The 24,469-nt window shown below is 68.7% G+C and carries 24 protein-coding genes and 1 tRNA gene; 8 read left to right on the top strand and 17 right to left on the bottom strand.

What is annotated here, in order from left to right; translation table 11 throughout:
• Position 1 precedes the first annotated feature (1 nt).
• The 6 genes from IFS44_RS09535 to IFS44_RS09510 all read right to left on the bottom strand — a co-directional run bounded on the left by IFS44_RS09535 (position 2) and on the right by IFS44_RS09510 (position 7,837).
• Complete coding sequence (locus tag IFS44_RS09535) at positions 2-1,660, bottom strand: hypothetical protein (RefSeq protein ID WP_192098305.1); 1,659 nt, start codon at positions 1,658-1,660, stop codon at positions 2-4.
• Positions 1,657-2,751 carry an AAA family ATPase gene (locus IFS44_RS09530; protein ID WP_192098304.1) on the bottom strand — a complete coding sequence of 365 codons (1,095 nt, stop codon included), beginning with the start codon at positions 2,749-2,751 and terminating at the stop codon, positions 1,657-1,659. The genes IFS44_RS09535 and IFS44_RS09530 overlap by 4 nt, the downstream gene beginning before the upstream one ends.
• Before the next feature lie 10 nt (positions 2,752-2,761).
• Complete coding sequence (locus IFS44_RS09525; protein WP_192098303.1) at positions 2,762-4,285, bottom strand: XrtA system polysaccharide chain length determinant; 1,524 nt, start codon at positions 4,283-4,285, stop codon at positions 2,762-2,764.
• An 11-nt stretch (positions 4,286-4,296) separates the two neighbouring features.
• Entirely contained in the window at positions 4,297-4,941 is a 645-nt protein-coding gene (locus IFS44_RS09520) for an XrtA/PEP-CTERM system exopolysaccharide export protein (protein ID WP_031393819.1), read from the bottom strand.
• Between the two features lie 128 nt (positions 4,942-5,069).
• Positions 5,070-6,311, bottom strand: coding sequence for a pyridoxal-dependent decarboxylase, exosortase A system-associated (locus IFS44_RS09515; RefSeq protein ID WP_192098429.1), 1,242 nt, complete (start codon positions 6,309-6,311; stop codon positions 5,070-5,072).
• Positions 6,311-7,837, bottom strand: a complete 1,527-nt coding sequence (locus IFS44_RS09510) for an acyl-CoA ligase (AMP-forming), exosortase A system-associated (RefSeq protein WP_192098302.1) — start codon at positions 7,835-7,837, stop codon at positions 6,311-6,313. The genes IFS44_RS09515 and IFS44_RS09510 overlap by 1 nt, the downstream gene beginning before the upstream one ends.
• Positions 7,838-7,914: 77 nt before the next feature.
• Between IFS44_RS09510 and IFS44_RS09505 the strand changes: the two genes are divergently transcribed.
• Genes IFS44_RS09505 through IFS44_RS09495 form a run of 3 tightly spaced genes read left to right on the top strand, consistent with a single transcriptional unit; the run spans position 7,915 to position 9,670 of the window.
• Complete coding sequence (locus IFS44_RS09505; protein ID WP_031441379.1) at positions 7,915-8,193, top strand: acyl carrier protein; 279 nt, start codon at positions 7,915-7,917, stop codon at positions 8,191-8,193.
• 11 nt (positions 8,194-8,204) lie between these two features.
• Positions 8,205-8,867, top strand: a complete 663-nt coding sequence (locus tag IFS44_RS09500; protein WP_244650126.1) for a hypothetical protein — start codon at positions 8,205-8,207, stop codon at positions 8,865-8,867.
• Positions 8,855-9,670 carry a hydrolase 1, exosortase A system-associated gene (locus tag IFS44_RS09495; RefSeq protein WP_192098301.1) on the top strand — a complete coding sequence of 272 codons (816 nt, stop codon included), beginning with the start codon at positions 8,855-8,857 and terminating at the stop codon, positions 9,668-9,670. Before IFS44_RS09500 ends, IFS44_RS09495 begins: the two co-directional genes overlap by 13 nt.
• Positions 9,671-9,980: 310 nt before the next feature.
• On the opposite strand, the gene trxB is transcribed toward IFS44_RS09495, so the two are convergent.
• Positions 9,981-10,949 carry a thioredoxin-disulfide reductase gene (gene trxB, locus IFS44_RS09490; RefSeq protein ID WP_031395129.1) on the bottom strand — a complete coding sequence of 323 codons (969 nt, stop codon included), beginning with the start codon at positions 10,947-10,949 and terminating at the stop codon, positions 9,981-9,983.
• Between the two features lie 125 nt (positions 10,950-11,074).
• Here trxB and IFS44_RS09485 point away from each other — a divergent pair, with 125 nt between their 5' ends.
• Genes IFS44_RS09485 through fdhD form a run of 3 tightly spaced genes read left to right on the top strand, consistent with a single transcriptional unit; the run spans position 11,075 to position 14,684 of the window.
• Positions 11,075-13,363 (top strand): FdhF/YdeP family oxidoreductase, encoded by a 2,289-nt coding sequence (locus tag IFS44_RS09485; RefSeq protein WP_192098300.1) that lies wholly within the window; start codon positions 11,075-11,077, stop codon positions 13,361-13,363.
• Positions 13,270-13,875: a molybdenum cofactor guanylyltransferase gene (gene mobA / locus IFS44_RS09480; protein ID WP_342366395.1), complete on the top strand. Its 606-nt coding sequence runs from the start codon at positions 13,270-13,272 to the stop codon at positions 13,873-13,875. The genes IFS44_RS09485 and mobA overlap by 94 nt, the downstream gene beginning before the upstream one ends.
• The gene (fdhD, locus tag IFS44_RS09475; protein ID WP_192098299.1) at positions 13,872-14,684 is read left to right on the top strand and encodes a formate dehydrogenase accessory sulfurtransferase FdhD; all 813 of its coding nucleotides are present in this window, start codon (positions 13,872-13,874) and stop codon (positions 14,682-14,684) included. Before mobA ends, fdhD begins: the two co-directional genes overlap by 4 nt.
• On the opposite strand, the gene IFS44_RS09470 is transcribed toward fdhD, so the two are convergent.
• The 4 genes from IFS44_RS09470 to IFS44_RS09455 form a co-directional block, all read right to left on the bottom strand.
• Positions 14,663-14,739: transfer RNA gene (locus tag IFS44_RS09470), tRNA-Met, on the bottom strand. The genes fdhD and IFS44_RS09470 overlap by 22 nt on opposite strands.
• 65 nt (positions 14,740-14,804) lie before the next feature.
• Positions 14,805-15,323 carry a 2'-5' RNA ligase family protein gene (locus IFS44_RS09465; protein ID WP_192098298.1) on the bottom strand — a complete coding sequence of 173 codons (519 nt, stop codon included), beginning with the start codon at positions 15,321-15,323 and terminating at the stop codon, positions 14,805-14,807.
• Between the two features lie 138 nt (positions 15,324-15,461).
• Positions 15,462-17,309, bottom strand: coding sequence for a potassium transporter Kup (locus tag IFS44_RS09460; protein WP_192098426.1), 1,848 nt, complete (start codon positions 17,307-17,309; stop codon positions 15,462-15,464).
• A gap of 311 nt (positions 17,310-17,620) precedes the next feature.
• A complete protein-coding gene (locus IFS44_RS09455) occupies positions 17,621-18,061 on the bottom strand; it encodes an Lrp/AsnC family transcriptional regulator (RefSeq protein ID WP_082446547.1) in 441 nt (146 codons plus the stop codon).
• A 127-nt stretch (positions 18,062-18,188) separates the two neighbouring features.
• On the opposite strand from IFS44_RS09455, the gene ald reads away from it, so the two are divergent.
• Entirely contained in the window at positions 18,189-19,295 is a 1,107-nt protein-coding gene (gene ald, locus IFS44_RS09450) for an alanine dehydrogenase (RefSeq protein WP_192098425.1), read from the top strand.
• Positions 19,296-19,347: 52 nt separating this feature from the next.
• Entirely contained in the window at positions 19,348-19,566 is a 219-nt protein-coding gene (locus tag IFS44_RS09445) for a DUF3072 domain-containing protein (RefSeq protein ID WP_031440730.1), read from the top strand.
• A 78-nt stretch (positions 19,567-19,644) separates the two neighbouring features.
• Here IFS44_RS09445 and IFS44_RS09440 read toward each other — a convergent pair whose 3' ends face one another.
• The 6 genes from IFS44_RS09440 to ccmC all read right to left on the bottom strand — a co-directional run bounded on the left by IFS44_RS09440 (position 19,645) and on the right by ccmC (position 24,431).
• The gene (locus IFS44_RS09440) at positions 19,645-20,322 is read right to left on the bottom strand and encodes a tetratricopeptide repeat protein (protein ID WP_342366393.1); all 678 of its coding nucleotides are present in this window, start codon (positions 20,320-20,322) and stop codon (positions 19,645-19,647) included.
• Positions 20,283-20,717 carry a cytochrome c-type biogenesis protein gene (locus IFS44_RS09435; protein WP_192098297.1) on the bottom strand — a complete coding sequence of 145 codons (435 nt, stop codon included), beginning with the start codon at positions 20,715-20,717 and terminating at the stop codon, positions 20,283-20,285. The genes IFS44_RS09440 and IFS44_RS09435 overlap by 40 nt, the downstream gene beginning before the upstream one ends.
• The gene (locus tag IFS44_RS09430; protein WP_031440727.1) at positions 20,714-21,241 is read right to left on the bottom strand and encodes a redoxin family protein; all 528 of its coding nucleotides are present in this window, start codon (positions 21,239-21,241) and stop codon (positions 20,714-20,716) included. Before IFS44_RS09430 ends, IFS44_RS09435 begins: the two co-directional genes overlap by 4 nt.
• Positions 21,238-23,151: a heme lyase CcmF/NrfE family subunit gene (locus tag IFS44_RS09425; RefSeq protein WP_192098296.1), complete on the bottom strand. Its 1,914-nt coding sequence runs from the start codon at positions 23,149-23,151 to the stop codon at positions 21,238-21,240. Before IFS44_RS09425 ends, IFS44_RS09430 begins: the two co-directional genes overlap by 4 nt.
• A complete protein-coding gene (gene ccmE, locus IFS44_RS09420) occupies positions 23,148-23,594 on the bottom strand; it encodes a cytochrome c maturation protein CcmE (protein WP_192098295.1) in 447 nt (148 codons plus the stop codon). Before ccmE ends, IFS44_RS09425 begins: the two co-directional genes overlap by 4 nt.
• A 111-nt stretch (positions 23,595-23,705) precedes the next feature.
• Positions 23,706-24,431 carry a heme ABC transporter permease CcmC gene (gene ccmC / locus IFS44_RS09415; protein WP_031440724.1) on the bottom strand — a complete coding sequence of 242 codons (726 nt, stop codon included), beginning with the start codon at positions 24,429-24,431 and terminating at the stop codon, positions 23,706-23,708.
• Positions 24,432-24,469 lie beyond the last annotated feature (38 nt).

Raw genomic sequence — 24,469 nt, 5'->3', positions numbered from 1 at the left:
CCTAGAACTGATACCGTGCACCGAGCAGCGCCTGTGCGGCCCAGTCGCTGTCGAAGTCGCCGACCTTGAAGCTGTATAAACCGAGCGACGCGGTCGTGCCGAGCCGTCCGAAATTACGGTAATAGGTGCCGGTCGCGCCATAGGACCAGACCCCGCCATCGCCCGCGGTAACGAAACCGCCGCCGAGCTGGCTGTCGAAATAGTTCACGAACGCGGTCGCATTGAGCCCCGATACCGAAGACAGCGACCGCGCGAAATAGAGCTGGCCGTAATAGCTCTCGTCCTCAAGGCCGGTGACGACGAGGCCGGGCGCGCCGCGCGGCGCGAACAGCCGGCGATTGGCATAGCCGATCCCGCCGCCAAAGGTCGTCCGCCCGCGCGTCGCGACGAGCACCGCGTCGATCCCGCGCGCACGGTAGCTCGAGGTGGAGATCGACTGGAACACGTCGTCGAGGCACCCGCCCGGCGCCGCGCCGGTCGCGCCGAACACGCAGCCGTTGAACTGCTGCGCAAAGCCCTGGTTGGGCGCGAGGAAGCTCGTCGGCAGGTTGGCGAGGCCGGTGCGCAGCTGGCGGCCGAAGGTCTGCACGCCGTCATAGACGTTGACCGCGACGCCGACGTCCTTCGACGCCTGGTAGGTCGCGGTGCCGGTGACGCTGAGCGAGCCATAGCGTTCGCCGATCCGTGCCTCGACCGAAGTGCGCCGGTTCGGCCGCCAGATCACGCCCGCGTCGTAATAGAGCCCGTCGGTGCGATAGGCGATGCGGCGCGGCGATCCCGGCGCGGTCCGGAACCGGCCGTCGCGGTCGAGCACGGGCACGCCCGCGGCATCGACCAGCGCATCCTTCTGGCTCGTCTCGATCCGTTCATAGCCGAGGCCCGCGGTCAGCGCGACATAGGGCGACACCGGCAGCACCGCGTCGCCGCGGCCGAAATAGCCCTGGTAGCGCTGGCTGAGCTGGCCCGCGGTCTCGCGGTCGAACCCCGCGCTCGCGGTCAGCCCGACCGGCAGCAGCGTGCCCGGCCGGAACCCCGCGCTGGCAGTCGCGGTGTGGCCGATCGAATCGTCGTAATAATCGAGCCGCTGCCCGCCGGTCGCCGCGGTGCCGAAGGTCGGGGTCTCGACCTTGGTATAGCCCAGCCGGTAGTTGGCGTTGAGCGCGACGTCGCCTACCTGCGCGGCGAAATTCGGGCCGCCATAGACGGCATAGACCTGCGCGATGTTCGACACGTTGCCGACCAGTACGCCGGGCGCGGCGCCGCGGATGTCCGAGCGCGAGCGCGTGGCGATCCCGCCTGCCTCAAGCGAGACGTTGCGCGTCAGCTGCGCCTCGACCCGCGCGAGACCCGAATGGATGTCGGTGTCGCCGATATCGTCGTCATAGGCGAAGCGGCGTTCGTAGCGATAGCTGACCTGCCCGTTGATCCGCGCGGTCGACACCGCGGCATCGACGCCGGCGGCGAGCGAGGTGTAGGTGAGCACATCGCCACCGCCGAGATCCGCGGTGAGGATCTGCGTCGCCTCGATATAGGGCCGGACGACGACGCGCCGTGCGCCCTGCCCGCCTCCGGACCCCGTATCGGAGACCGACTGGGCGAGCGCGGGCGCCGCGACGAACAGCGCCGCCGCGCCGCCGAGGATCAGGCGGACATCGCTCACCGCGCGCCGCCTTGCTCGTAATAGCTGCCGAACCGCGCGCCGCCGGGGACGAACGACACCGCGTTGAGCACCAGCTGAATATGCTCGCAGGTGTCGAGCCGGTTGACCGCGGCGCGGACCTCGCTCTCGGGCGTGTGATCGGCGCGGACGACGAGCATGACCTGCCCGACCAGCATCGCGAGCACGCCCGCGGGCGACGCGGCGAGCGCGGGCGGCGAATCGAAGATCACGATGCGCCGCGGATCCGCCGCGAGCAGCCGCGCGAGCACCGCACGGGTCCGCGCGCTCGCGAGCAGCTCGGTATCCATCGTCGTCCGGTCGCCCGCGGGCAGGATCGAGAGATGCGGCACGTCGGTGCGGATCACCAGCGTCTCGACGTCGATGCTCGTATCGGCCAGCGCATCAAGCAGGCCGGGGCCATCATCCAGCCCGAGCTGCCGCAGCACGTCGGGCTTGGCGACATCGGCATCGACCAGCAGCACCTCGGTATCGCGTTCCGCCGCGATCGAGAGCGCGAGGTTGATCGCGCAGAAGGTCTTGCCGTCGTTCGGCCGCGCCGAGCAGACGAGGATCGTGCGCGCCTTGTCGGGCACCGCGCTGGCCTCGATCTGCGCGCGCGTAATCAGCAGCTGCCGCTTGATGAGGCGGAACTCCTCCGCCAGCGGGCCGACCGGCGCACCGGGCACCATCATGCCGTTCGCCGCCAGCATCCCGCGATCGATCATCGCCGTGTCGCTGGCGACGAGCGGCAGGTGGAACTCGTCGGGCAATTCCTGCCCGATCGGCGCGCGAAGCTCGGGCGGGATCGCGAGGAAGGTCGGATCCTCGGGCTCCGACGCGTCGGGTTCGAACGGCGCGACGGGCTCGGCGGCCGGCTCGGGCGCGCGTGCCGGCTCGACCCGCGCCGCCGTTTGGGCCGGGGACACCGGTGCGGCAGACGGCACGGGTTCGACCGGCGGCACCGGCGGCACCGGCGGCCGGGCCCGCACGTGCTGGCTGAAGTCATAGACCGTGGCGGCCCGTTCGAGCAGCGACGGCGCGCGTGGCGGCTCGCCGCTGGCATCGTGCGATTGGGGGATCTTGCTACGCATGGTCACGTCCTCAGGCCGCCAGGCCACGCTGCAGGATCTCGACACCCAGCAGCAGCACATAGGCGGCGCCGAGTGCTGCCGTGCCGCCGAGGAACATCCGGAACTGCTTGGCGCGCAGCTCGGACTGGGTGCGCGTCACGACTTCGCCGATCGACCCGATCACCGGCATCCCCGCGACGCGTTCAAGCCGGGCGCTCGTCGCGAACGTGCCGCGGAGCTGGCCGAGCAGGAACGCGCCGCCGATCCCGGCACCGAGCCCGGCGATCAGCACGCCGGTCAGCAGCAGCATCCGGTTCGGTGCGCTCGGCTTTTGCGGCGTGGTCGGCGGGTCGATCACGCTGAACTTGACGCGATCGGTCTGCGACTGCGCCTGGCCCCGCAATGCGATCTGCTCGCGCTGGGTCAGCAGCTGGTCATACTGGTCCTTCAGCACCTGATAATCACGGTCGATCGCGCCCTGTTCGGCGGCGACGGTCGGATCCTCGGAGAGCTTCGCGTTGAGCTGGTCGAGATCGCCCTGCAGCTGCGTGCGGCGGATCCTGAGCGACGCGACCGCCGCCTGCTTGTCTGCCATCATCGCCTGCAGCGAGACATAGAGCGGATTGGGCGACGAGCCCGCGCCGCTGCCGCCCGACAGCGGTTCGCCGCGCGCCGCCGCGGTTGCCTGGGCGAGCTGCGCGCGCAGTGCGACGACGTCGGGATGGCTTTCGGTATAGCCACGCGCACGGGCATCGGCGAGCTGCCCCTGGATCGCCGCCAGCCGGGCGCGTGCGGGTCCGGCCGCACCGGCGACGCCGCCGCTGCCCGCGACGGTTCGCGCGACGCCGGCCATCTGTCCCTGCACCGCCGCCAGTCCCGATTGCGCCGCCGCGAGATCGCCATCGACCTGCGCCATCTGCGAACGCGCGGCACCGATCCGGTCGGCGACCGACCCGGTGCCGGGCAGCGCGCCGAGATAGCGATTCTGGAAGTCGGCGCGCTTGGCCTCCGCGTCCTGGAGCTGCTTCTGCCGCTGCGCCAGCTGCTTGTCGAGGAAGCTGAGGCTCTGGCTGGTGCTCGTCCGGTCGCCTGCCAGATTGCCCTCGACGAAAATGTCGATCAGCTTCTGCGTGATCGTTCGCGCGAGCTTGGGACTCGCCGCGGTCGTCGCGATCTCGAACAGATTGTCCTGCGCCGACGTGACCTTGATCGACTGGGCGAGGCTGGCGACGCGGTCGGCGACGTCGCGGTCGCTGGCCACCGTGTTGGCGAGGTCGGTGCCGCGCACGACCTTCTCCAGATTGACCGCGGAGGTCAGCGTCTGGCGGATCGTGTCGATGTCGGTGCGGCTCGAGGCCGACGGCTGGTCCATGCTCGCGGGCAGCAGGTTCTGCATCTGGACGAACACGCGCGCGCGCGATTCATAGCGGCTCGGGATCTGCGACACGAACAGCCAGCCGAGGACGCACACGCCCCACGCGATCGCGAGCGCGAGCCACCGCCGCGTCCAGATCGCGTGCAGCGCGACCCGCGCCTCGTCATAGATGCCGTTCATACCGCCACGCCTCAGAACATCGATTCGGGGATGATGATGACGTCACCGGGCTCAAGCCTGACATTGGCGGACGAATCGCCCTTTTTCAACAGGTTCGAGATTTGCAGCGAGAACTCGCTCTGCTTGCCGCTCGCCCGGTCGTAGCGCACCAGCCGCGCCTTGTTGCCCGCCGCATACTGGCTGAGCCCGCCGACCGCGATCATCGCGTCGAGCAGCGTCATATTGGCACGATAGGGGATCGAGGCGGGCTTTTCGGTCGCGCCGACGATGCGGACCTGCTGGCTGTAGGTCCCGCTGAAGTTTTCGACGATGACCGAGACGATCGGGTTTTTGACATATTCGCCGAGCGCCTTCTTCATGTCGTCGGCGAGCTGTGCGGGCGTCTTCCCCACCGCGGACATGTCGTTGACCAGCGGCGTCGTGATCCGGCCGTCGGGGCGGACCTGGACCTTCGACGACAGTTCGGGATTGCGCCAGACGAAGATGTTGAGCTGATCGAGCGGGCCGATCACATATTCCTCGCCCGGCAGTTCCTTGTTCGCGACATAGGCCGCGGGCGGCAGTTCGGGCGGACCGCCGGTGCTGCTGCAGGCGGCCAGCGACGATGCGGCGAGCCCCAGCGTGAACAGGGAACGGGAAACGGGTCCGGAACGCATGGGCACTGATCTCCTGGCGCCATCCCGGCAACGGGTGTCCGATGGCCGGTTAAACTCGCACGGGCTATGCAGGGAAACAGGTGAAGATAGCGTTTAGGAGCGCTCCGCAACCCCGCCCGCCGCCACGCTCATGGCTGGGGTTGGACTGAAGTAACGATCTCGAGCGCGGGTGGATGCCCGAGAAACGCCGCCGGGCTCGCGCTGGCGCCGTATGCGCCCGCCATGAAGATCGCGATCAGGTCGCCGGGCACGACCGGCGGCAGCGCGACGCGGTCGCCGAGGCGGTCGAGCGGGGTGCACAGCGGTCCCACGACCGACACTGCGTCGGCCGCCGCCGCCTCCCCCATTCGCGCGGCGACCGCGAGCGGATAATTGCGCCGGACGACGGTGCCGAAATTGCCGCTCGCCGCGAGCTGATGGTTGAGCCCGCCATCGACCACGACGAAGACTTCGCCCTGGCTGTGCTTCACGTCGATGACGCGGGTCAGGTACACGCCGGCTTCGGCGACCAGCCACCGCCCGAGCTCGATCGCGAACCGGGTGTCGCGCAGCACGGCCGCGCGGGTCTCGAGTGCCGCGTGCAGCGCCGCGCCGACCCGCTCGACGTCGAGCGCGACGTCGTTGGCGAAATAGGGCACGCCGAACCCGCCGCCCAGATTGACCAGCGGCGGCGCGACGCCCGCCGCGTCGGCGAGCCGCGCGGCGAGGTCGAGCGTGGCGGCCTGCGTCTCGATGATCGCGCCCGCGTCGAGCGCCTGGCTGCCCGCATAGATGTGGAACCCGCGCCAGTCCGCGCCCGCCGCGACGATGGCGCGCACCAGCGCCGCGGCACGCTCCGCATCGACGCCGAAGGGCGAGGCGCGGCCGCCCATCCGCATCCCCGATCCGCGCAGTTCGATATCGGGGTTCACGCGCACCGCCATCCGCGGCGCGATGCCCAGCCGCGCGCCGATCGCGAAGCCGCGCGTGGCCTCGCCCTCCGATTCGACGTTCAACGTCGCGCCGGCGCGGATCGCTGCCGTCAGTTCGTCGTCGCGCTTGCCGGGACCGGCGAAGCTGATTGCGTGCGCCGGCTTGACCGCCAGCGCCATGCCGAGCTCGCCTGCCGACGCGACGTCGAGCCCGTCGACCAGCGGTGCGACCGCCGCGAGCAGGGCCGGGTGCGGGTTCGCCTTGATCGCATAGTGGAGGTCGATCGCGGGCATCGCCGCGCGGAACCGCGCGATCCGGGCCGCGACGATGGCGCTGTCATAGACGAACAGCGGCGTGTCGCCGGCGTGGGCGACCCAGGCCTCCGCGGACCGCCCGCCGATCGTCAGTGCGCCCGACTGGTGCGCAAATTCGGGCGGCAACGCCCCCATCGGCTTCATCATGCCTGTCCCTGTTCCTGTGCCGACGACCATGCCCGGACCTCGGCCGCGATCGCGGACCGGTCGAGCTTGCCGTTGGCGTTGCGCGGCAGCGCGTCGCGCCACAGATAGCCGGCGGGCTGCATGAAGCTCGGCAGCGCGGTGCGCAACCGGGTCCTGAGCGCGGGCTCGTCCGCCGCGTCGCCTGCGAGCATCACGACGATCGCCTGCCCCAGCCGCGGATCGGCCACCCCGACCGCGACCGCCTCGCGGGCTTCGTTGCCGGCGAGTACCGCCTCCTCGACCTCGAGCGGGCTGATCCGGTTGCCCGCGCTCTTGATCATCTCGTCGTCGCGGCCGACGAAGCGGAGCAGCCCGTCCGCGCCCTCGACCACCGTGTCGCCCGACCAGACCGCCATGCCGTTGCCGTCGGGCGCGGGGCGGAAGCGCTGCGCGGTCCGCTCGGCATCGCGCCAATAGCCCTGCGCGACCAGCGGCCCTGCATGCACCAGTTCGCCCGGCTCGCCCGGCGCGGCGCGACGGCCGTCGGGCCGGATCACCGACACCTGCGCGAACGGGATCGCGCGCCCCATCGCATCGGGGTGCGCGTCGATCAGCGAAGGGTCGAGATAGGTCGAGCGGAACGCCTCGGTCAGCCCGTACATCGCGTAGATGTCCGCGCCGGCGAACCGCGCACGCAGCCCTGTGACGAGCCGCGGGGTCAGCGCGCCGCCCGAATTGGTCAGCCGCCGCAGCCGCGCCGCGGTCTCCGCCGACCAGTCCGCCTCAAGCAGCTGCACCCAGAGCGGCGGAACCCCCGCCAGCGTCGTCGCGCCGACCCGCTCGACCGCCTTCACGACGTCGCGCGCGACCATATAGTCGATCGGCGCGACCGCTGCGCCCGCCGCCCAGGTCGAGAAGAGCTGGTTCTGGCCGTAATCGAACGACAGCGGGAGCACGCCCAGCACTCGGTCGTCGCGCGTGAGCTTCAGATAGTGCGCGACCGACACCGCGCCGAGCGACAGATTGGCATGGCTCAGCATTACCCCCTTGGGCCGCCCGGTCGATCCCGAGGTGTAGAGGATCGCGGCGAGCGTCGCCGGATCGGCATCGGACGGGCCCGGGCCGCCCTCGCCTTGCAGATCGAGCGCGGTCTCGTCGACGATTGCGCAGTCCGCGGGCACGTCGCCCGGCTCGAGCGTCGCCGCGCGCGCACCCTGCGTCACCAGCAGCGCCGCACCGCTGTCGGCGAGGATATGCGCGACCTGTGCGCGCCGCAGCAGCGGGTTGACCGGGACATGGACCAGCCCCGCACGCGCCGCCGCGAGCGGCATCACGCAGGCGACCCGCGTCTTGGGCAGCCAGGTCGCGACGCGTGCACCCGTCGCCAACCCCTGCCCCACCAGCCAACCCGCGAGCGCGGCGACCGCGGTTTCGAGGTCGCGGAACGTCATCGTCCCTGCGCGGTCGATCAGCGCAACGTCGTCGGCTGCGCCGCGCGACGTCAGGCGATCGATCGGAAACGGGACGGGGTCGGGCGAGGTCATGGGTCCTCCATAGCGCCAAGCCGTTGCCGAATTCACCCCCACAGGCTAGCGGGGCCCGGTTCGCAACGGTTCAGGCGATGCTCGTGATCTTCGAAGGTACTTCCCAGGTTGAAACGACGGTCCGCGCCGTCCTTGCCGACATCCTTGGCCTTAGCGCCGAGCGAGTCGCGGCATTCACCGACGACACGCCGTTGTTCGGCGCGCTCCCCGAACTCGATTCGATGGCGGTCGCAAGCGTGCTGACCGAGCTCGAGGACCGGCTCGGCATCCTGATCGAGGATGACGAGATCGACGGCGAGATGCTCGAGACGTTCGGCGCGCTCGTCCAGTTTGCGGCGCGCAAGGCGCTGGTCTAGCCTCGGCCGGGATGACCGGCCCCCGCTTCGATCGCTATGACTGGGCCGGCGGGCGCGAGGCGATGCTGCGCTTCGGCCCCGATGCCGGACCGCGGGTCGTCGCGGTGCTGCCGCTGTTCGAGGAGGCGAACCGGACGCGCGCGTTCCTCGTCGCGATGCTGCGCGCGCTGGCCGGGCGCGGGATCGGCAGCATCCTGCCCGACCTGCCTGGTACCGGCGAGAGTGTGGTCGAGACGCGTGACCTGCGGCTGGCCGACCTGCGCCAGGCCTTTGCTGCGCTTGTCGGGATGCTCGACGTGCCGGTTTACGCGGTCACGATTCGGAGTGGTGCGCTCGTTGATTGCGACGCCCACCTCGCCGGGCGGTGGCAGCTCGCACCGCAGTCGGGCGGTGACCTTCTGCGCGACCTGAGCCGGATCCGCGCTGCGTCGACGATGCCCGACGAGGATGGGTATGCGGGCAACAGTCTGTCCGAGGCGCTGCTCGCCGATCTGCGCGACGCGGTGCCTTACGACGCGTCGCGAACGGTTCGACTCGAAAGCGATCCGCGTCCGGCGGATGCGCGCTATCCCGGCGCGCCGCTGTGGCGACGGTCGGAGCCGGGGAGCGATGCGGCGCTCGCCGAGGCGCTCGCCGCCGATGTGGCCGGGTGGATCGCGACATGCGGCGGCTGATCGCGGTCCCCTGCGAAGGTGAGACGCTGATCGCGACGCTCGACGAGGCGGCGGGCGCGACCGGGGTGCTGATCGTGTCGGGCGGCAACGAGATCCGCAGCGGCGCGCACCGCGGCATGGCGATGCTCGCGCGGCGGCTGGCGGCGGGGGGTACGCCGGTGTTCCGCTATGACCGCCGCGGCATCGGCGATTCGAGCGGCGAGAATGGCGGCTTTCTGTCGGCGCAGGCCGATCTGGTCGCCGCCGCCGCGGCGTTCCGCGCCGCCGCGCCGCACGTCACGCGGCTGGTCGGATTCGGCAATTGCGACGCGGCGAGCGCGCTCGCGCTATTCGGCGCGGCGGCGGGGGTCGACCGGCTGCTTCTCGCCAATCCCTGGGTGATCGCGCCGACCGACGACCTGCCCCCTGCCGCTGCGATCCGCGCGCGCTATGCCGCGCGGTTGCGTGATCCGGCGGCGTGGCTCAGCCTGATCCGCGGCGGGATCGATCTGCGCAAGCTGGTCCGGGGTGTGGTGAGGCTGTCGCGGGCGTCGGGGGAGGTCGAGGGCGATCTTGCTAGCCGGGTCTGCGGCGCGATCGACGGCTGGGCGGATCGCGTCGTCATTCTGCTCGCGACCGGCGACGTGACCGCGCAGGTGTTTGCAGCGCGTTACCGCGGCGCGGCGCGGATCGTGCGGCTGACTACGGGTTCGCACAGCTTTGCCGGGACCGCCAATGCCGCTGCGTTGGAGGCGGCGCTCAGGGCCGTGATCGACGGCACGCACGACGCAGGCGCCACCGCCTCCCCCCACTCGTCATCCTGACGAAAGTCAGGACCCAGGGTTACGGGCGATGCCGTTCCTGGCTCTGGATCCTGACTTTCGTCAGGATGACGGAGGGTGTGGGGGGACGCTGGCACTCCCCCGTCCGTCATAATGGCGAAAGGTGTGAGGGGAACACCGGCACCTCTACTCTCGTCATCCTGACGAAAGTCAGGATCCAGGGTTACGGGCGATGCCGTCCTTGGCTCTGGGTCCTGACTTTCGTCAGGATGACGGAGGGCGTGAGGGGGCGAGAGCACGCCCCCTCATCATGCGAACGAGGAGGCGTGAATCGGGGACGCACGCCCCGCATTTACTCCGCGGCTTCGGCCAGTTCGGCGAATTCCGCCGCCGCCAGGAACCGCTCCGCGTCGAGCGCGGCCATGCAGCCCGTGCCCGCTGCGGTCACCGCCTGGCGGTAGACCTTGTCGGCGACGTCGCCGCACGCGAAGACGCCCTCGACGCTGGTGCGCGTCGAGCCGGTCTCGACCGAGATATAGCCGTCCGAGTCGAGATCGATATGCCCGCGGAACAGCTCGGTCGCGGGGTGGTGGCCGATCGCGACGAAGCCGCCATCGACCGCGAGGCGCGAACGTTCGCCCGTCACCGTGTCCTCGAGCTCGAGCGCGACCAGCCCGGCATTGCCGCCGCCGTCGACGAATTCGCGGACTTCCTTGTTCCACAGCACGGTCACGCCCTTGTGCGCGAACAGCCGCTCCTGGAGGATCTTCTCCGAACGCAGCGAATCGCGGCGGTGGATCAGCGTCACGTCGGGCGAATGGTTGGTGAGGTACAGCGCCTCCTCGACCGCGGTGTTGCCGCCGCCGATCACCGCGACCTTCTTGCCGCGGTAGAAGAAGCCGTCGCAGGTCGCACAGGCGCTGACGCCCTTGCCCTTCATCGGCTCCTCGCTGTCGATCCCGAGCCACTTGGCCTGCGCGCCGGTCGCGATGACGAGCGTCTCGCCCTCGTACACGTCGCCGCTGTCGCCGGTCAGGCGGAACGGGCGGCTGCTGACGTCGACCTTGACGATCGTGTCCCACATCATCCGCGTGCCGACATGCTCGGCCTGCGCCTGCATCTGCTCCATCAGCCACGGGCCCTGGATGACGTCCTTGAAGCCGGGATAATTCTCGACATCGGTCGTGGTGGTCAGCTGGCCGCCGGGCTGGATCCCCTGGACGACGATCGGCGCCATCCCGGCGCGCGCGCCATAGATCGCGGCCGACAGCCCGGCAGGCCCGGAACCGAGAATGAGCATGCGGGTCGTGTGCGTCGTCATCGTGATATCCTTGGAGTTTCGGATCCCATCTAGGCGATGGAGCATGCGATTTGAACCATCGCCACCGCAATCGGCGTGCATCGTTTGCCGCCCCGCTTCGTTGGAAGGCAAAAGCGGAGAGACGTATGAGCGACGACCGGACCATCGAGATCGAAGACTATACCGCACCCGCCGGCGGCTGGGGGTCGATGAAATCGCTCGTGGAGATATCCGCGCGCGAGAAGATCGGCCCAGAGGCGCTGCGCGAACTCACGCGGCAGAACAAGCCCGAGGGCTTTGCGTGCGTCAGCTGCGCCTGGGGCAAGCCCGCGCATCCGCATGCCGCCGAATTCTGCGAGAATGGCGCCAAGGCGACCGCGTGGGAGCTGACCTCCTACCGCGTGACGCCGGCCTTCTTCCAGGAGCATACGGTCACCGAGCTGCTCGGCTGGAAGGATTTCGATCTCGAACAGGCCGGGCGCCTGACGCATCCGCTGAAATATGACGCCGCGACGGACAAATATGCCGCGTGCAGCTGGGACGAGGCGTTCGCCGGGATCGGCGCGAAGCTCAAGACCTATGACCCGACCAAGGTGATCTTCTACGCCTCGGGTCGCGCGAGCCTCGAGACCTCGTACATGTACAGCCTCATGGCGCGGATGTACGGCAGCCAGAACCTGCCCGACAGCTCGAACATGTGCCATGAGACGACCTCGGTCGGGCTGAAATCGGCGATCGGCTCGGCGGTCGGGACGATCCACCTCTCCGATTACGAGAAGTGCGACGCGATCTTCTATTTCGGGCAGAATCCGGGCGTGAACAGCCCGCGCTTCCTCCACCCGCTGCGCGACTGCGCCAAGCGCGGTGTCGAGATCGTCGTGTTCAATCCGCTGAAGGAGCGCGGTCTGGAGAAATTCCAGGATCCACAGAATCCGCTGGAAATGGTCACCGGCAAGTCCACGCCGATCGCCTCGCAATATCACCAGGTGAAGACCGGCGGCGACGTCGGCGCGCTGATGGGGATGTGCAAATATCTGATCGAGGCCGACGATCGCGCGCGCGAACTCAACACGCTGCGGATCCTCGACCACGCCTTCCTCGCCGAGCATACCACCGGGTTCGAGAAGTTCGCGGACGTCGCGCGCAGTACCGACTGGGCGACGATCGAGCATGAAAGCGGGCTGTCGCGCGTCGAGATCGAATCGGCCGCCAAGGTCTATGCCACGTCGAAGGCGGTGATCGCGGTGTACGGCATGGGCCTGACCCAGCATGTCGGCGGCATCGACAACGTCCACATGCTCGTCAACCTGATGCTGCTGCGCGGCAATATCGGCAAGCCGGGCGCGGGCATGGGCCCGGTTCGCGGCCATTCGAACGTCCAGGGGCAGCGTACCGTCGGGATCACCGAAAAGCCCGAGCTCGCCCCGCTCGACAAGCTCGCCGAGCAATATGGCTTCGAGCCGCCGCGCGAGCTCGGCTGGGACACGGTCGCGTCGTGCGAGGCGGTGCTCAAGGGCGAGGCGCAGGCGTTCATCGGGCTGGGCGGCAATTTCGTCCGCGCGATCCCCGACCATGCGCGGATGGAACCGGCGTGGCGCGGGATCGACCTGACGGTGCACATCGCCACCAAGCTTAACCGTTCGCACCTGCTGCCCGGCAAGACCTGCTATCTGCTCCCCTGCCTCGGCCGGATCGAGACCGACATGCAGGGCACCGGGCCGCAGAGCGTCTCGGTCGAAGATTCGTTCAGCCAGATCTATGGCTCAAAGGGCAAGGCGACGCCCGCCGCGGAGACGCTGCTGTCCGAGCCGGCGATCCTCGCGGGTATCGCCAAGGCGACGCTGGCGCCCAATCCGAAGCTCGACTGGGATGCGTGGGTGCGCGACTATGCGCGGATCCGCGATGCGATCGCCGAAACCTATCCGGACATGTTCTCCGACTTCAACGCCAAGATGTTCACCCCCGGCGGCTTCTGGAAGGGCGTGCCGGCGGCGCACCGCGAATGGCTGACCGAGAGCGGCAAGGCAGAAATCAACGTCCCCCACTCGCTCAACGTCACCGGTTTCGAGGAGAGCGAGGGGCGGTTCCGGCTGATGACGCTGCGGTCGAACGATCAGTTCAACACGACGGTCTATGGCTATCACGACCGGTTCCGCGGCGTGAAGGGCACGCGCGACATCGTCTTCATGAACCGCAGCGACATGCTGCGCATGGGGCTGACCGATGGTGACGACGTCGATCTGGTCGGCGATGCGGGCGACAATGGCGACCGCCGCTTCAACAAGCTGCGTGTCGTCGAATATTCGATTCCGGAAGGGTGCGTCGGGGCCTATTACCCCGAGTGCAACCTGCTTATGCCGGTCGCGCACCATGCGCGCGAAAGCCATGTGCCTGCCGCCAAGTCGGTGCCGGTGCGGATCGAGAAGACGCGCTGAGCACGCCCAGGATCCTCGGCGTCGTCCTGGCGGGCGGGCGATCGTCGCGGTTCGGGTCGGACAAGGCGCAGGCGCTGCTTGACGGGCGCCGCCTTGCGGATCACGCCCGTGCGCTGCTCCAGCCGCATGTCGATGACGCGGTCGTCGCGGGGCGGGATGGCCTGATCCACGACCTGCCGGGGCCCGATCTGGGGCCGCTGGGGGGTATAGCGGGTGCGCTGCATCATGCGGCGGGGCTGGGCTACACCTCAGTCCTCACGATCGCCTGCGACGTGCCAGCGCTGCCCGACGGGCTGCTGGCGGCGCTCGCCCGCCGCGCGCCCGCCTTCTGCCCTGACGCGCCCGTGCTGGGGCATTGGGAGACCGCGTCCGCCGCTGCGCTGATCGCGCATATCGAATCGTCGACGCGCCGGTCGGTGCGCGGCTGGGCGGAGGCGATCGGCGCCTTGCCGATCCCCGCGCATGGGATCATCCCCAACATCAACACCCCCGAGGACATGGCCGCGCTGTGACGACTGCCCGTACCGAAGCGATCACCATCCTGCGCCCCGACGCCGTCACGGCGGGCACGCGTGCGATCGCGATCGAGGTGCCCGTCGCGATCGAGGTCGACGGGCTTGGCTATGCGGTGATGATGATGACGCCCGCCGACCTGCCCGCCTTCACCACCGGCTTCCTGCTGACCGAGCGGCTCGCCGACAGCGCCGACGACGTGCGCGACATCGACGTGTTCGAGGCGGAGGCGGGCTGGATTGTCCGGGTCGGCCTGTCGGAGCGGTGCAGGGGGCGGATCCACGACCGCGTCCGCCACCGGACCAGCGACACGTCCTGCGGGCTGTGCGGCATTTCCGGGCTCGAACAGCTGCGCAAGCCGGTGGCAGCTACCCCGCCCCGCCCCGACGTGCCCGTCACCGCGATCTTCGCCGCGCTGGCGGGGCTGCGTGCGCATCAGCCGCTCAACGCCGCGACGGGGGCGATCCATGCCGCCGCCGCCTGCGACCGGTCAGGGGACGTGCTGGCCACCTATGAGGATGTCGGCCGGCACAATGCGCTCGACAAGCTCGTCGGCGGGCTGGCGATCCGGTCGACCGAGCCCCCCGCCTTCATCCTCGTCACGTCGCGGATCAGCTTCGAGATGGTCGACAAGGCGCTGGTCGCGGGCGTGGCGATGCTGGTGGGGATCTCCGCGCCGACCAGTCTCGCGATCGATCACGCGCGCACGCACGGCCTGACGCTGCTCGCGCTCGCCCGGAGCGACGCGATCCTGGTCGTCAACGACCCGTTCGGTGTGTTTGAAAATGGTAGCGAAGGAGGGACTTGAACCCCCGACCCCAGGATTATGATTCCCGTGCTCTAACCAACTGAGCTACTTCGCCGTACCGTCTGCGGGGAAGCATTCTTCCCTGCGAGGCGCGGCCTATAGGAAGCGGATTCGAGGCGGTCAAGCAAACATGTGACGCGAAATCGCTTCCCAGGGTCCGCCGCGATACCACCAGGCGCCGAGCCCGGCGATTTCGACGTCCCGTGCCGCGAAGTCGCGCTGCAGATTGCCGAGCAGCAGCCTGGCGACCGACGGGTTGACCTTGTTCTGGATCGTGACGTGCGGACGCCAGCCGCCTGCGTCCTGCGGCGTCAGCATCCCCGTGAACGCATCGGCCAGCCGCGCGCGGATCCCGACCAGCTCGGGCGATTCGATCCGGTAGGCGACACCGCGCCCGAGCGACATCAGCCCGCCAATCCGCGCCCGCGGTGCGGGCAGCCCGCGCGTCTCCTGGTTCAGCCGGCGCTTCAGCTCGTCGAGGCCCGAGGGCGGCAGGTGGTGGAACAGCGTCAGGTGCGAATCGAGCTGGTTGCGCTCGGGCGGGAAATGCTCGCGCCGCATCGCGTCGAAGAACGCGGTGTCCTGGCGGCCGAACAGCGCGGTGACGATGATCGGGGCGACTTCGGTCGTGCTAGCCATCATGCAGATACCTCCCCGGCGCAGGCCGGGGTCCAGTTGGAAAGGTTGATGTAACTTCGTGGGACGTCCGCCATCGACGTTTCCCAACTGGGCCCCGGCCTCCGCCGGGGAGGTGCGGGGTGCCGACCGACAATCCGATCAAATCTCGATCTGGCTGCCGAGCTCGACGACGCGGTTGGTCGGCAGGCGGAAGAATTCCATCGCGCTTTCGGCGTTGCGCAGCATCCATGCGAACAGCTTTTCGCGCCAGAGCATCATCCCCGGCTTGTCCGAGGCGAGCAGCGTCTGGCGCGAGAGGAAGAAGCTGGTGTCCATCATCTTGAAGTCCGCGCCGCAGCTGTGCACCTGGCGCAGCGCGGCGGGGACATCGGCATCCTCCATGAAGCCGTAGCGCAGGATCAGACGGTGGAAGCCGTCGCCGAGCTCGTCGCGCACCGCACGGTCGTGCGCGGGCCAATAGGGCTGGCCGACGATCTTGACGGTCAGCAGGATGACGCGCTCGTGCAGCACCTTGTTGTGCTTGAGGTTGTGGAGCAGCGCATGCGGCACGCCGTCGGAGGTCGAGGTCATGAACACCGCGGTCCCCGGCACGCGCGACGCGGAGTTCGCAGCCGAGCCGATGAACACCTTGATCGGCATCGCCGCCTCGCGCATCCGGTCGATCATCAGCTGCCGCCCCTTCGACCAGGTCGTCAGGAAGGTGAAGATGATGAGGCCGATCAGCAGCGGGAACCAGCCGCCATCGGGCACCTTGGTGAGGTTCGCAACGAGATAGGCGCCGTCGACCAGGAAGAAGATCGCCAGCAGCGGGATCGCGGCGATCTTCGGCCAGTTCCACAGGCGGAACAGCACGACGCCGAGCAGGCAGGTGTCGATGAGCATCGCCCCCGTCACCGCGATGCCGTAGGCGCTGGTCAGGTTCGACGAGGTGCGGAAGAACAGCACCAGCAGGATCACCATCACCATCAGCGCACCGTTGACCAGCGGGATGTAGATCTGGCCCGCGGTCGCGGCACTGGTATGCTCGATCCGCAGCCGCGGGATGAAGCCGAGCTGGATCGCCTGTTGCGTGACCGAGAACGCGCCCGAGATCACCGCCTGCGACGCGATCACCGCGGCCATCGTCGCGAGGAGGACGAGCGGCAGCTGGAGGCTTTCGGGGGCGAGATTGTAGAACGGGCTGACGAGCGCCGCCTGCCCGTCGCGGAACAGCAGCGCGCCCTGCCCCATGTAATTGAGGATCAGCGCGGGCAGCACGAAGAACAGCCAGGAGATGCCGATCGGCCGGCGACCGAAATGCCCCATGTCCGCATAAAGCGCCTCCGCGCCGGTCACCGCGAGCACCACCGAGCCGAGCGCGAGGAAGGCGCGGGTCGGATCGATCAGGAAAAACTCGACCGCATAATGCGGCGAAAAGGCCCAGAGCACGCCCGGCGTCTGGATGATGCTGAGGATGCCGAGCACCGCGATGACGCTGAAATACACCAGCATGATCGGCCCGAACACCATGCCGATGCGCGCGGTGCCGCTCTTCTGGACCCAGAACAAGGCGATCAGGATCGCGATCACGATGGGCAGGACGAGCCCGGCAAAGCTCGGCGCGGCGACCGCGAGCCCCTCGACCGCGGACAGCACCGAGACCGCGGGGGTGATCATGCTGTCGCCGTAGAACAGCGCGGTCGCGAAGACGCCGAGCAGGATGATCCCCTTGCTCCAGCGCCGTGTCTTGGTCTTGCCCGAGACGAGCGCGAGCAGCGCGAGACTGCCGCCCTCGCCCTTGTTGTCCGCGCGCATGATGATGATGACGTATTTCACCGTCACGACGATCATCATCGACCAGAACATCAGGCTGATGACGCCCATGATGTGCGCCGAATCGAGCGCGAGCTTGTGGTGCCCGGCGAACGTCTCGCGGAATGCGTAGAGCGGGCTCGTGCCGATATCGCCGAAGACGATGCCGATCGCGCCAAAGGCGAGTTTCAGCATGCCGTCCGCATGATGGTGGCCGGTATCCGGATCGAGACCGGCGGGGGGCACGGTCGAGGCCGCGGCTGTGGGATCGACGCTCACTGGACGGTGAATCGACCCGGAAGTGCAGCAATCATCATCGAAATTCCGATTTCACCCTGTGCCCCAAGCTGGCGCATTTAGCATGGGGGTTGGAGAGCGGCAACGGGACCGCCGGCAATGTGGATTAACCGGGGCTGATCACGCCGCTTCGCCTGTTTGAGGCAGGACGCTATCGGTAACGGGCTTTGCCGTGCGTGGTCCTGGGTTCCGGCATACGCAGGAAAACGTCAGCGCGTGACGACTTCGCGAATCACGAAATGCGAGGCCAGCCGCGTGACGCCCGGCAGTTGCGACAGCGTCTCGCGGTGGATGCGTTCGAACGTCTCGCCGCGGCGGAGCTCGACGTGGAGCATGTAATCCGCCTCGCCGCTCATCAGGAAACATTGCACTACCTGCGGGCATCGCACGATCTCCGCCTCGAACGCCGCCATCGTCTCCTTGCGCTGGTCGCGCAGCGTGACGTTGACCAGGACGATGCTCGGATCGCCGCGGGCCGCGCGCGACAGGACCGCGCGATAGCCGGTGATCGCACCGCTCTCACGCAGCTGCGCGACGCGGCGATGCGCCGCGCTCGGGGACAGGCCCACCGCCTCGCCCAGCTCGGCGCTGGTCAGGTCGGAATTGGCGGCCAGCAGGTCCAGGATCCTGCGCTCGATCGCGATACTCACAAATTTCCCGCTTTGCCGTCTCTGAGTGCAATATTTTCCCAGATCTGATAGGGTAGCGGGACGGCTTTGCGAACCCTTCCCGGTCGATGCGCGCTACACTGCGGTCAAAGATAATGGAGTGGAAATGATGCGCGTCGGTGTTCCCAAGGAAATCAAGAATCACGAATATCGCGTCGGCCTGACCCCGCCGTCGGTCGCCGAACTGGTCGCCGCGGGCCATGAGGTCGTCGTCGAGACCCAGGCAGGCTCGGGCATCGACTTCGAGGACCGGGACTATGTCGACGCGGGCGCGACGATCCTGCCGACCGCTGCCGCGGTGTTCGCCGCCGCCGACATGATCGTGAAGGTCAAGGAGCCGCAGCCGGTCGAGATCGCGATGCTCGAACCGCGCCACCTGCTCTTCACCTATCTCCACCTCGCTGCGGACAAGCCGCAGGCCGAAGGCCTGATGAAGTCGGGCGCGACCTGCATCGCGTACGAGACCGTCACCGATCATCGCCGCGGCCTGCCGCTGCTGAAGCCGATGTCCGAGGTCGCGGGCCGCATGTCGGTGCAGGTCGGCGCGCATTATCTCGAAAAGGAACAGGGCGGCCGCGGCGTCCTGCTCGGCGGCGTCCCCGGTGTCGCGCCGGCCAAGGTCGCGATCCTCGGCGGCGGCGTGTCGGGCGTCAACGCCGCGCAGATGGCTGTCGGCATGCGCGCCGACGTGACGATCTACGACATTTCGAACGATCGCCTTGCCGAGCTCGACATGTTCTTCTCGAGCCAGATCAAGACCGCCTATGCGTCGAAGGCCGCGATCGCGGCGGCGGTGAAGAACGCGCATCTCGTGATCGGCGCGGTGCTCGTCCCCGGCGCGGCGGCACCCAAGCTCGTCACGCGCGAGATGCTCAAGACGATGAAGCGCGGCTCGGTGCTGGTCGACATCGCGATCGACCAGGGTGGCTGTTTCGAGACGAGCCATGCGACCACGCACGAGGACCCGGTGTTCGAGGTCGACGGCGTGATTCATTACTGCGTCGCCAACATGCCCGGCGCGGTCGCGCGCACCTCGGCCTTCGCGCTCAACAACGCGACGCTGCCGTTCGCGCTGAAGCTCGCCAATCTGGGTGCGGAAGCCGCGATGAAGGCCGACCCGCACCTCGCCAACGGGCTCAACGTCTACAAGGGCAAGATCGCGTACAAGGCGGTCGCGGATGATCTGGGTTTACCTTACGAAGCTTGGTCGAATTAAGCGGGAACGGATGCGGAACACGGGGGTTGGACAGGCGGAAGGAATTTCACGCATGTCCGACACCCCGAACCCCAAGTCCGAGCCCTTTTCGAACGCCGAGAAGGATCCGCACGACTGGACGACCGGCGACGAGAAGATGACCGGCGCACAGGCCAGCTATCTGAAGACGCTGTCCGAAGAGGCGCATGAGGAATTCGACGAATCGCTGTCGAAGGCGGATGCCTCGCTCAAGATCGACGAGCTCCAGGGCAAGACCGGCCGCGGCCAGTAAGCCCTTTTGCGGCACGGAACGGGACCCAGGATCCCCGGCATCGCGCCGGACGATCCGGGTCCCGTTTTGCGTCGGTGCCTAGCTCGCCGGTGCGGCGTCCTGTGCGGCCATCACCTGATCGAGCAGCGCGAGGCGCACCGCGATCTCGTCGTGATAGGACACGCTTTTCGGGGTCAGCGCGAGCGCGCGGGCCCAATAGGGTCGACCCGCCGCGAAATTGCCCGACCGGACATAGGCGAGGCCAAGGAAGAAGGGCGGCGCCGGGTGGCGCGGTGCGATCCGCATCGCCTGCTGGAATGCGAACAGCGCCGGCGGCGAGACCTGATCGCCGTCATGCGCGGCGAGCGCATTGGCGAGCCCGGTCCACAGGACGAGGCTTTTCGGTGCCACGCGGATCCCGCCGAGCAGAACCTTCACCGCGGCGCGGCGCTCGCCGATCCGAGTCATCGCGTCGGCCGCGACCAGATAGGCGGCGGCACCCGTATAGCGTTCGAGCATCTTGTCGCGCAGGTCGATCATCGACCCGTCATCGGGCGTGATCGTCGTGCCCGTGACGACCGGATGCCCGGCAAGCTCGGGCTCGCCCTGCAGCGCATAGCCCGCCGCGCCGAGCATCAGCGCGGCGGCGACCATCGACCAGAGCAGCCGGTCGACCCTCAGCACCGCCAGCAGCGCGAACGCCCCGACCGCGATGATCCCGAGCCAGAGCCAGCCCATCAGCGCGTCCTCCGGCGGAAACTCGACCGTGCGATCCACGCGCCGATCGCCAGCAGCGCGATCGGCGCCAGCCATAGCGGCCAGGTCAGGCCCGACAGCGGCGGGTCATAGGTGACATAGTCGCCATAGCGCGACACCAGCCAGTCACGGACCGAGGCGGGCGTCTCGCCGCGCGCGATCCGTTCGCGGACCAGCGCGCGCATGTCCGCGGCCATGTCGGCATCGCTGTCCGCGATCGACTGGCCCTGGCAGACGAGACAGCGCAGCGTCTCCATCAGCGCCTTCGCGGAGGCCTCCTTGGCGGGGTCGGCGAGCTGGACATTGGCGTAATGCGCGGGCGGCGTGACGGGCTGCGCGGCGGCGGGTGCAGTGCAGAAAACCAGGGTCGCGACCACCGCGATTCCCGCCAGCCCAAGGCTCAACCGCCCGCTCATCGGGCTTCCCTGACGGCCTGGACGATCTCGCCGATATTGTCCTCGCGGATGTCGCCGATGATCTGTTTCACGACGATCCCGCGGCCGTCGACCACGAAGGTTTCGGGCACGCCCGACGAGCCGAGCGCGAGCTGCACCCGGCTCGCGGTGTCGCTGCCGATCCGCGCATAGGGGTCGCCGTTGCGGCGCAGGAAGCCGGCGATCGCGGGCGTCGTGTCGCGGATCGCGATCGCGTCGATCGGGATGCCCATCGTCTTCAGCCGCATCAGGTGCGGGGCCTCGGCGATGCAGGGTACGCACCAGCTGGCGAACACGTTGAGCAGCCGCGGCTGACCGCCCTTGAACGACGCACTGGTCAGCCCCGGCTTGCCCGGCACCATCGCGGGCAGCGCGAAATCGGGCAGCGGCTTGCCGACCATCGCCGAGCGGACGACCTTGTCCGCCGGCCGGAACAGCCCGCTCGCGACCACCGCGAACAGCAAGGCGAAGATCGCCAGCGGCGCCCAGAGCGCGAACCGCTTCATGCCCAAGCCGCCCGGACTGCGCTGCGCCGTTCGCGACGCAGCCGCCCGACCAGCGACAGCGCGCCGCCCAGCGCGATCAGCACGCCGCCGAACCAGATCAGCGTCACGAACGGCTTCCACCACAGCCGCAGCTGCCACCGCCCCTGCCCATCGGGCTGGCCGAGCACGGTATAGAGCTGGCCGTCGAGCGCGGTCAGGATCGCCGATTCATTGGTGCTGGTCGGCGGGTTGGCGAAGAAGCGGAGCTGCGGATGGAGCCGCGTGCTGTCATCGCCGCGCGTCGCGGTCAACTGCGCCTCGAGCGCGGACCAGTTCTCGCCGATCACCGGCGAGATCCCGTCGAGCGTGACGCTGTAGGGCCCCACGCGCGCCGCTTCGCCTGCGCGCACCGCGACCAGCGTTTCCTTGGTGAACGCGCTGTCCGACGCCATGCCGGCCAGGCTGACCGCGATGCCGAGATGCGCGAGGACCATGCCATAGGTGAACATCGGCGTGCGCCGGAGATTGCGTTTCCACAAGGGCGCGACGCTGGCGACCGCGAGGCCTGCGGCAAGGCTAAGCCCGGCCCAGGGCAGCACGCCCGGCCAGAAGAACAGCAGCGCGACCGCCGCCACCACGGTGGCCGCGATCGGCAGCGCGACCCGGCCGACGACCGCCTTCGCCTCGTCACGACGCCAGCGCAGCAGCGGCCCGACCGCCATCACCGCGACCAGCGCCAGCGCGATCGGTCCTGCGGCCTTGTTGAAGAAGGGCGGCCCGACCGACAACTGCACGCCGAAGCTCGCCGCGACGATCGGGTAGAGCGTGCCGATCAGGACGATACCGAGGATCACCGACAGCAGCAGATTGTTCGCGACCAGCCCGCCCTCGCGGCTGACCGGATCGAAGGTCGTGCCCGCGCGCACGGTCCCGATCCGCGCGGCGAACAGAGCGAGCGCGCCGCCGATATAGATGGCGAGCAGCGCGAGGATGAACGCGCCGCGCTCCGGATCGACCGCAAAGGCGTGGACGCTGGTCAGGATGCCCGAGCGCACCAGGAACGTGCCGATCATCGACATCGAGAAGGCGACCACCGCGAGCATGATCGTCCACGCACGCAGCCCGTCGCGCGTCGCCAGCACCGTCACCGAATGGAGCAGCGCGGTCGCCGCGAGCCACGGCATCAGCGACGCATTCTCGACCGGATCCCAGAACCACCAGCCGCCCCAGCCGAGCTCGTAATAGGCCCAGTAGCTGCCAGCAGTGATGCCGAGCGTCAGGAAGATCCACGCGATCAGCACCCAAGGGCGCATCGCTTTGGCGAAGCCCGGTCCGACGTCACGCGTGACCAGCGCACCGACCGCGAACGAGAAGGCGACCGAAAGCCCGACATAGCCGGTGTAGAGCGTCGGCGGGTGGAACGCCAAGCCGGGGTCCTGGAGCAGCGGGTTGAGCCCCAGCCCGTCGGGTGCCGTCGGGGTCAGCCGTGCGAACGGGTTGGAGGAGAAGAGCAGGAACGCATAAAAGCCGAGCGCGATCGTCGCCTGCGCACCGAGCGTCGCGACCAGGGTGCGTTCGGGAAGCGTACGTTCGAAGATCGCGACCGCGCCGCCTGCCAGCCCCAGGATCGTCACCCATAGGAGCATCGACCCCTCGTGATTGCCCCAGGCGCCCGCGAACTTGTACAGCCACGGCTTGGCCGAATGGCTGTTCTCGACGACCAGCTTCACCGACATGTCTGAGTTGAGGAACAGGTTGATCAGCAGCGCCATCGCCAGCGCGGCGAGCACGCCCTGGACGATCGCCACCGGCCGCACCGCCGCGGCAACGTCGTCGCCGCCGCGCGCGATCCCGATCACCGCCATCGCCAGCTGCAGCGCCGCCAGCGCGCCGGCGAGCCAGAGCGCCGCGAGTCCGGCTTCGGCGATCATGAACCGCGGTCCGGTGCGAGCGTCTTGGTCTCGTGCATCTTGCCCGCCATTTCGGGGGGCATGTATTTCTCGTCATGCTTGGCGAGCAGATTGGACGCGACGAACCGGCCATCGGGCTGGAACTGCCCCTCGGCGACGACCCCCGATTTCTCGCGGAACAGGTTCGGGACGATTCCGGCGAAGACGACGGGCGTGGTCGCGGCGCCGTCGGTGACGGTGAAGTGGACGGTGACGCCGTCCGCCGCGCGCTTGACCGATCCTTCCGCGACCATCCCGCCAAGCCGGACCGCGCGGCCGAGCGGCAACCCGTCGCGCTTCACGTCGGACGGCGCGTAGAAGAACGACGCCTGGTCCTTCAGCGCGGACAGAGCGAGCAGCCCCGCGACGACGACCGCGCCGAGCGCGAGCAACGCGAGGGTGAGCCGCTGATGCTTGGCCTTCATCGCTCCGCCTTCCGCATCGCCAGATAGCTGAGCAGTGCGACGACGGCGCCGCCGCCCAGCGTCACGGCATAGGCGGCAATCACGAACGGCCAGGCGGTCATGCGCGCACCTTCACGCTCTGGCCATCCGACGCATCCGCGCCTCGGCCTTGGCGGTGGCGAGCAGGGTCCGCATCCGCATCAGCACGATTCCCGCAAAGACGAAGGTGAAGCCCGCGAGCATGATCGGCAGCGGCCAGAGGATCGCGCCATCGATCGTCGACTTGGTCAGCCCGATGCTCGGCCCCTGGTGCAGCGTGTTCCACCAGATCACCGAATAGCGGATGATCGGCAGCAGCACCGATCCGGCCACGCCGTAGAGCGCGGGCACGCGCCCGTCGCCGCCGCGGTCCGCATCCGCCTTCGCCAGCGCCATATAGCCAAGATAGACGAAGAACAGCAGCAGCATCGAGGTCAGCCGCCCATCCCATTGCCACCACGTCCCCCAGGTCGGCCGCCCCCAGATCGAGCCGGTCATCAGGCACAAAGCGGCGAACACCGCGCCGGGCAGCGCGATCGCGCGTGCGGCGATGCCGGCCAGCGGGTGACGCCAGACGAGCAGCATGATGCTGGAGATCGCGATCCCGCTCCATCCGCCCATGCCGAGCCAGGCGGCGGGGACATGAATGTAGAGGATCCGCACCGTCTCGCCCTGCAGATAGTCGGGCGGGGTCTGCGTCAGTCCCGCCCAGCAGCCCAGCGCGATCAGCGCGACGCCCGCCCAGAACAAAGCAGGCGTCAGCGGCCTGGCGATCTTCAGGAAGCGCGCGGGATTGGCAAGGGCGTGCAGGGTGGCCACTGGGTGTTACCACTATGGCAAGTCGTGACGGACTTAAA

The sequence above is a fragment of the Sphingomonas sp. CFBP 13706 genome (assembly GCF_014842355.1).
Lineage (GTDB): Bacteria > Pseudomonadota > Alphaproteobacteria > Sphingomonadales > Sphingomonadaceae > Sphingomonas > Sphingomonas aerolata.
The sequence above is the reverse complement of the archived record's forward strand: the minus strand, read 5'-3'. Positions and strand labels throughout refer to the sequence as shown.

Bases quoted from the DNA above. Each gene is read 5' to 3' on its own strand.
- trxB (WP_031395129.1), bottom strand. From the start codon at position 10,949: ATGACGACGCACACGACCCGCATGCTCATTCTCGGTTCCGGGCCTGCC.
- IFS44_RS09515 (WP_192098429.1), bottom strand. From the start codon at position 6,311: ATGAAGCCGATGGGGGCGTTGCCGCCCGAATTTGCGCACCAGTCGGGC.
- ald (WP_192098425.1), top strand. From the start codon at position 18,189: ATGCGCGTCGGTGTTCCCAAGGAAATCAAGAATCACGAATATCGCGTC.
- IFS44_RS09435 (WP_192098297.1), bottom strand. From the start codon at position 20,717: ATGAGCGGGCGGTTGAGCCTTGGGCTGGCGGGAATCGCGGTGGTCGCG.
- IFS44_RS09485 (WP_192098300.1), top strand. From the start codon at position 11,075: ATGAGCGACGACCGGACCATCGAGATCGAAGACTATACCGCACCCGCC.
- IFS44_RS09505 (WP_031441379.1), top strand. From the start codon at position 7,915: ATGCTCGTGATCTTCGAAGGTACTTCCCAGGTTGAAACGACGGTCCGC.
- IFS44_RS09500 (WP_244650126.1), top strand. From the start codon at position 8,205: ATGACCGGCCCCCGCTTCGATCGCTATGACTGGGCCGGCGGGCGCGAG.
- IFS44_RS09530 (WP_192098304.1), bottom strand. From the start codon at position 2,751: ATGCGTAGCAAGATCCCCCAATCGCACGATGCCAGCGGCGAGCCGCCA.
- IFS44_RS09430 (WP_031440727.1), bottom strand. From the start codon at position 21,241: ATGAAGCGGTTCGCGCTCTGGGCGCCGCTGGCGATCTTCGCCTTGCTG.
- IFS44_RS09425 (WP_192098296.1), bottom strand. From the start codon at position 23,151: ATGATCGCCGAAGCCGGACTCGCGGCGCTCTGGCTCGCCGGCGCGCTG.
- IFS44_RS09445 (WP_031440730.1), top strand. From the start codon at position 19,348: ATGTCCGACACCCCGAACCCCAAGTCCGAGCCCTTTTCGAACGCCGAG.
- IFS44_RS09460 (WP_192098426.1), bottom strand. From the start codon at position 17,309: ATGCTGAAACTCGCCTTTGGCGCGATCGGCATCGTCTTCGGCGATATC.
- IFS44_RS09465 (WP_192098298.1), bottom strand. From the start codon at position 15,323: ATGGCTAGCACGACCGAAGTCGCCCCGATCATCGTCACCGCGCTGTTC.
- IFS44_RS09510 (WP_192098302.1), bottom strand. From the start codon at position 7,837: ATGACCTCGCCCGACCCCGTCCCGTTTCCGATCGATCGCCTGACGTCG.
- IFS44_RS09495 (WP_192098301.1), top strand. From the start codon at position 8,855: ATGCGGCGGCTGATCGCGGTCCCCTGCGAAGGTGAGACGCTGATCGCG.
- IFS44_RS09525 (WP_192098303.1), bottom strand. From the start codon at position 4,285: ATGAACGGCATCTATGACGAGGCGCGGGTCGCGCTGCACGCGATCTGG.
- ccmE (WP_192098295.1), bottom strand. From the start codon at position 23,594: ATGAAGGCCAAGCATCAGCGGCTCACCCTCGCGTTGCTCGCGCTCGGC.
- IFS44_RS09520 (WP_031393819.1), bottom strand. From the start codon at position 4,941: ATGCGTTCCGGACCCGTTTCCCGTTCCCTGTTCACGCTGGGGCTCGCC.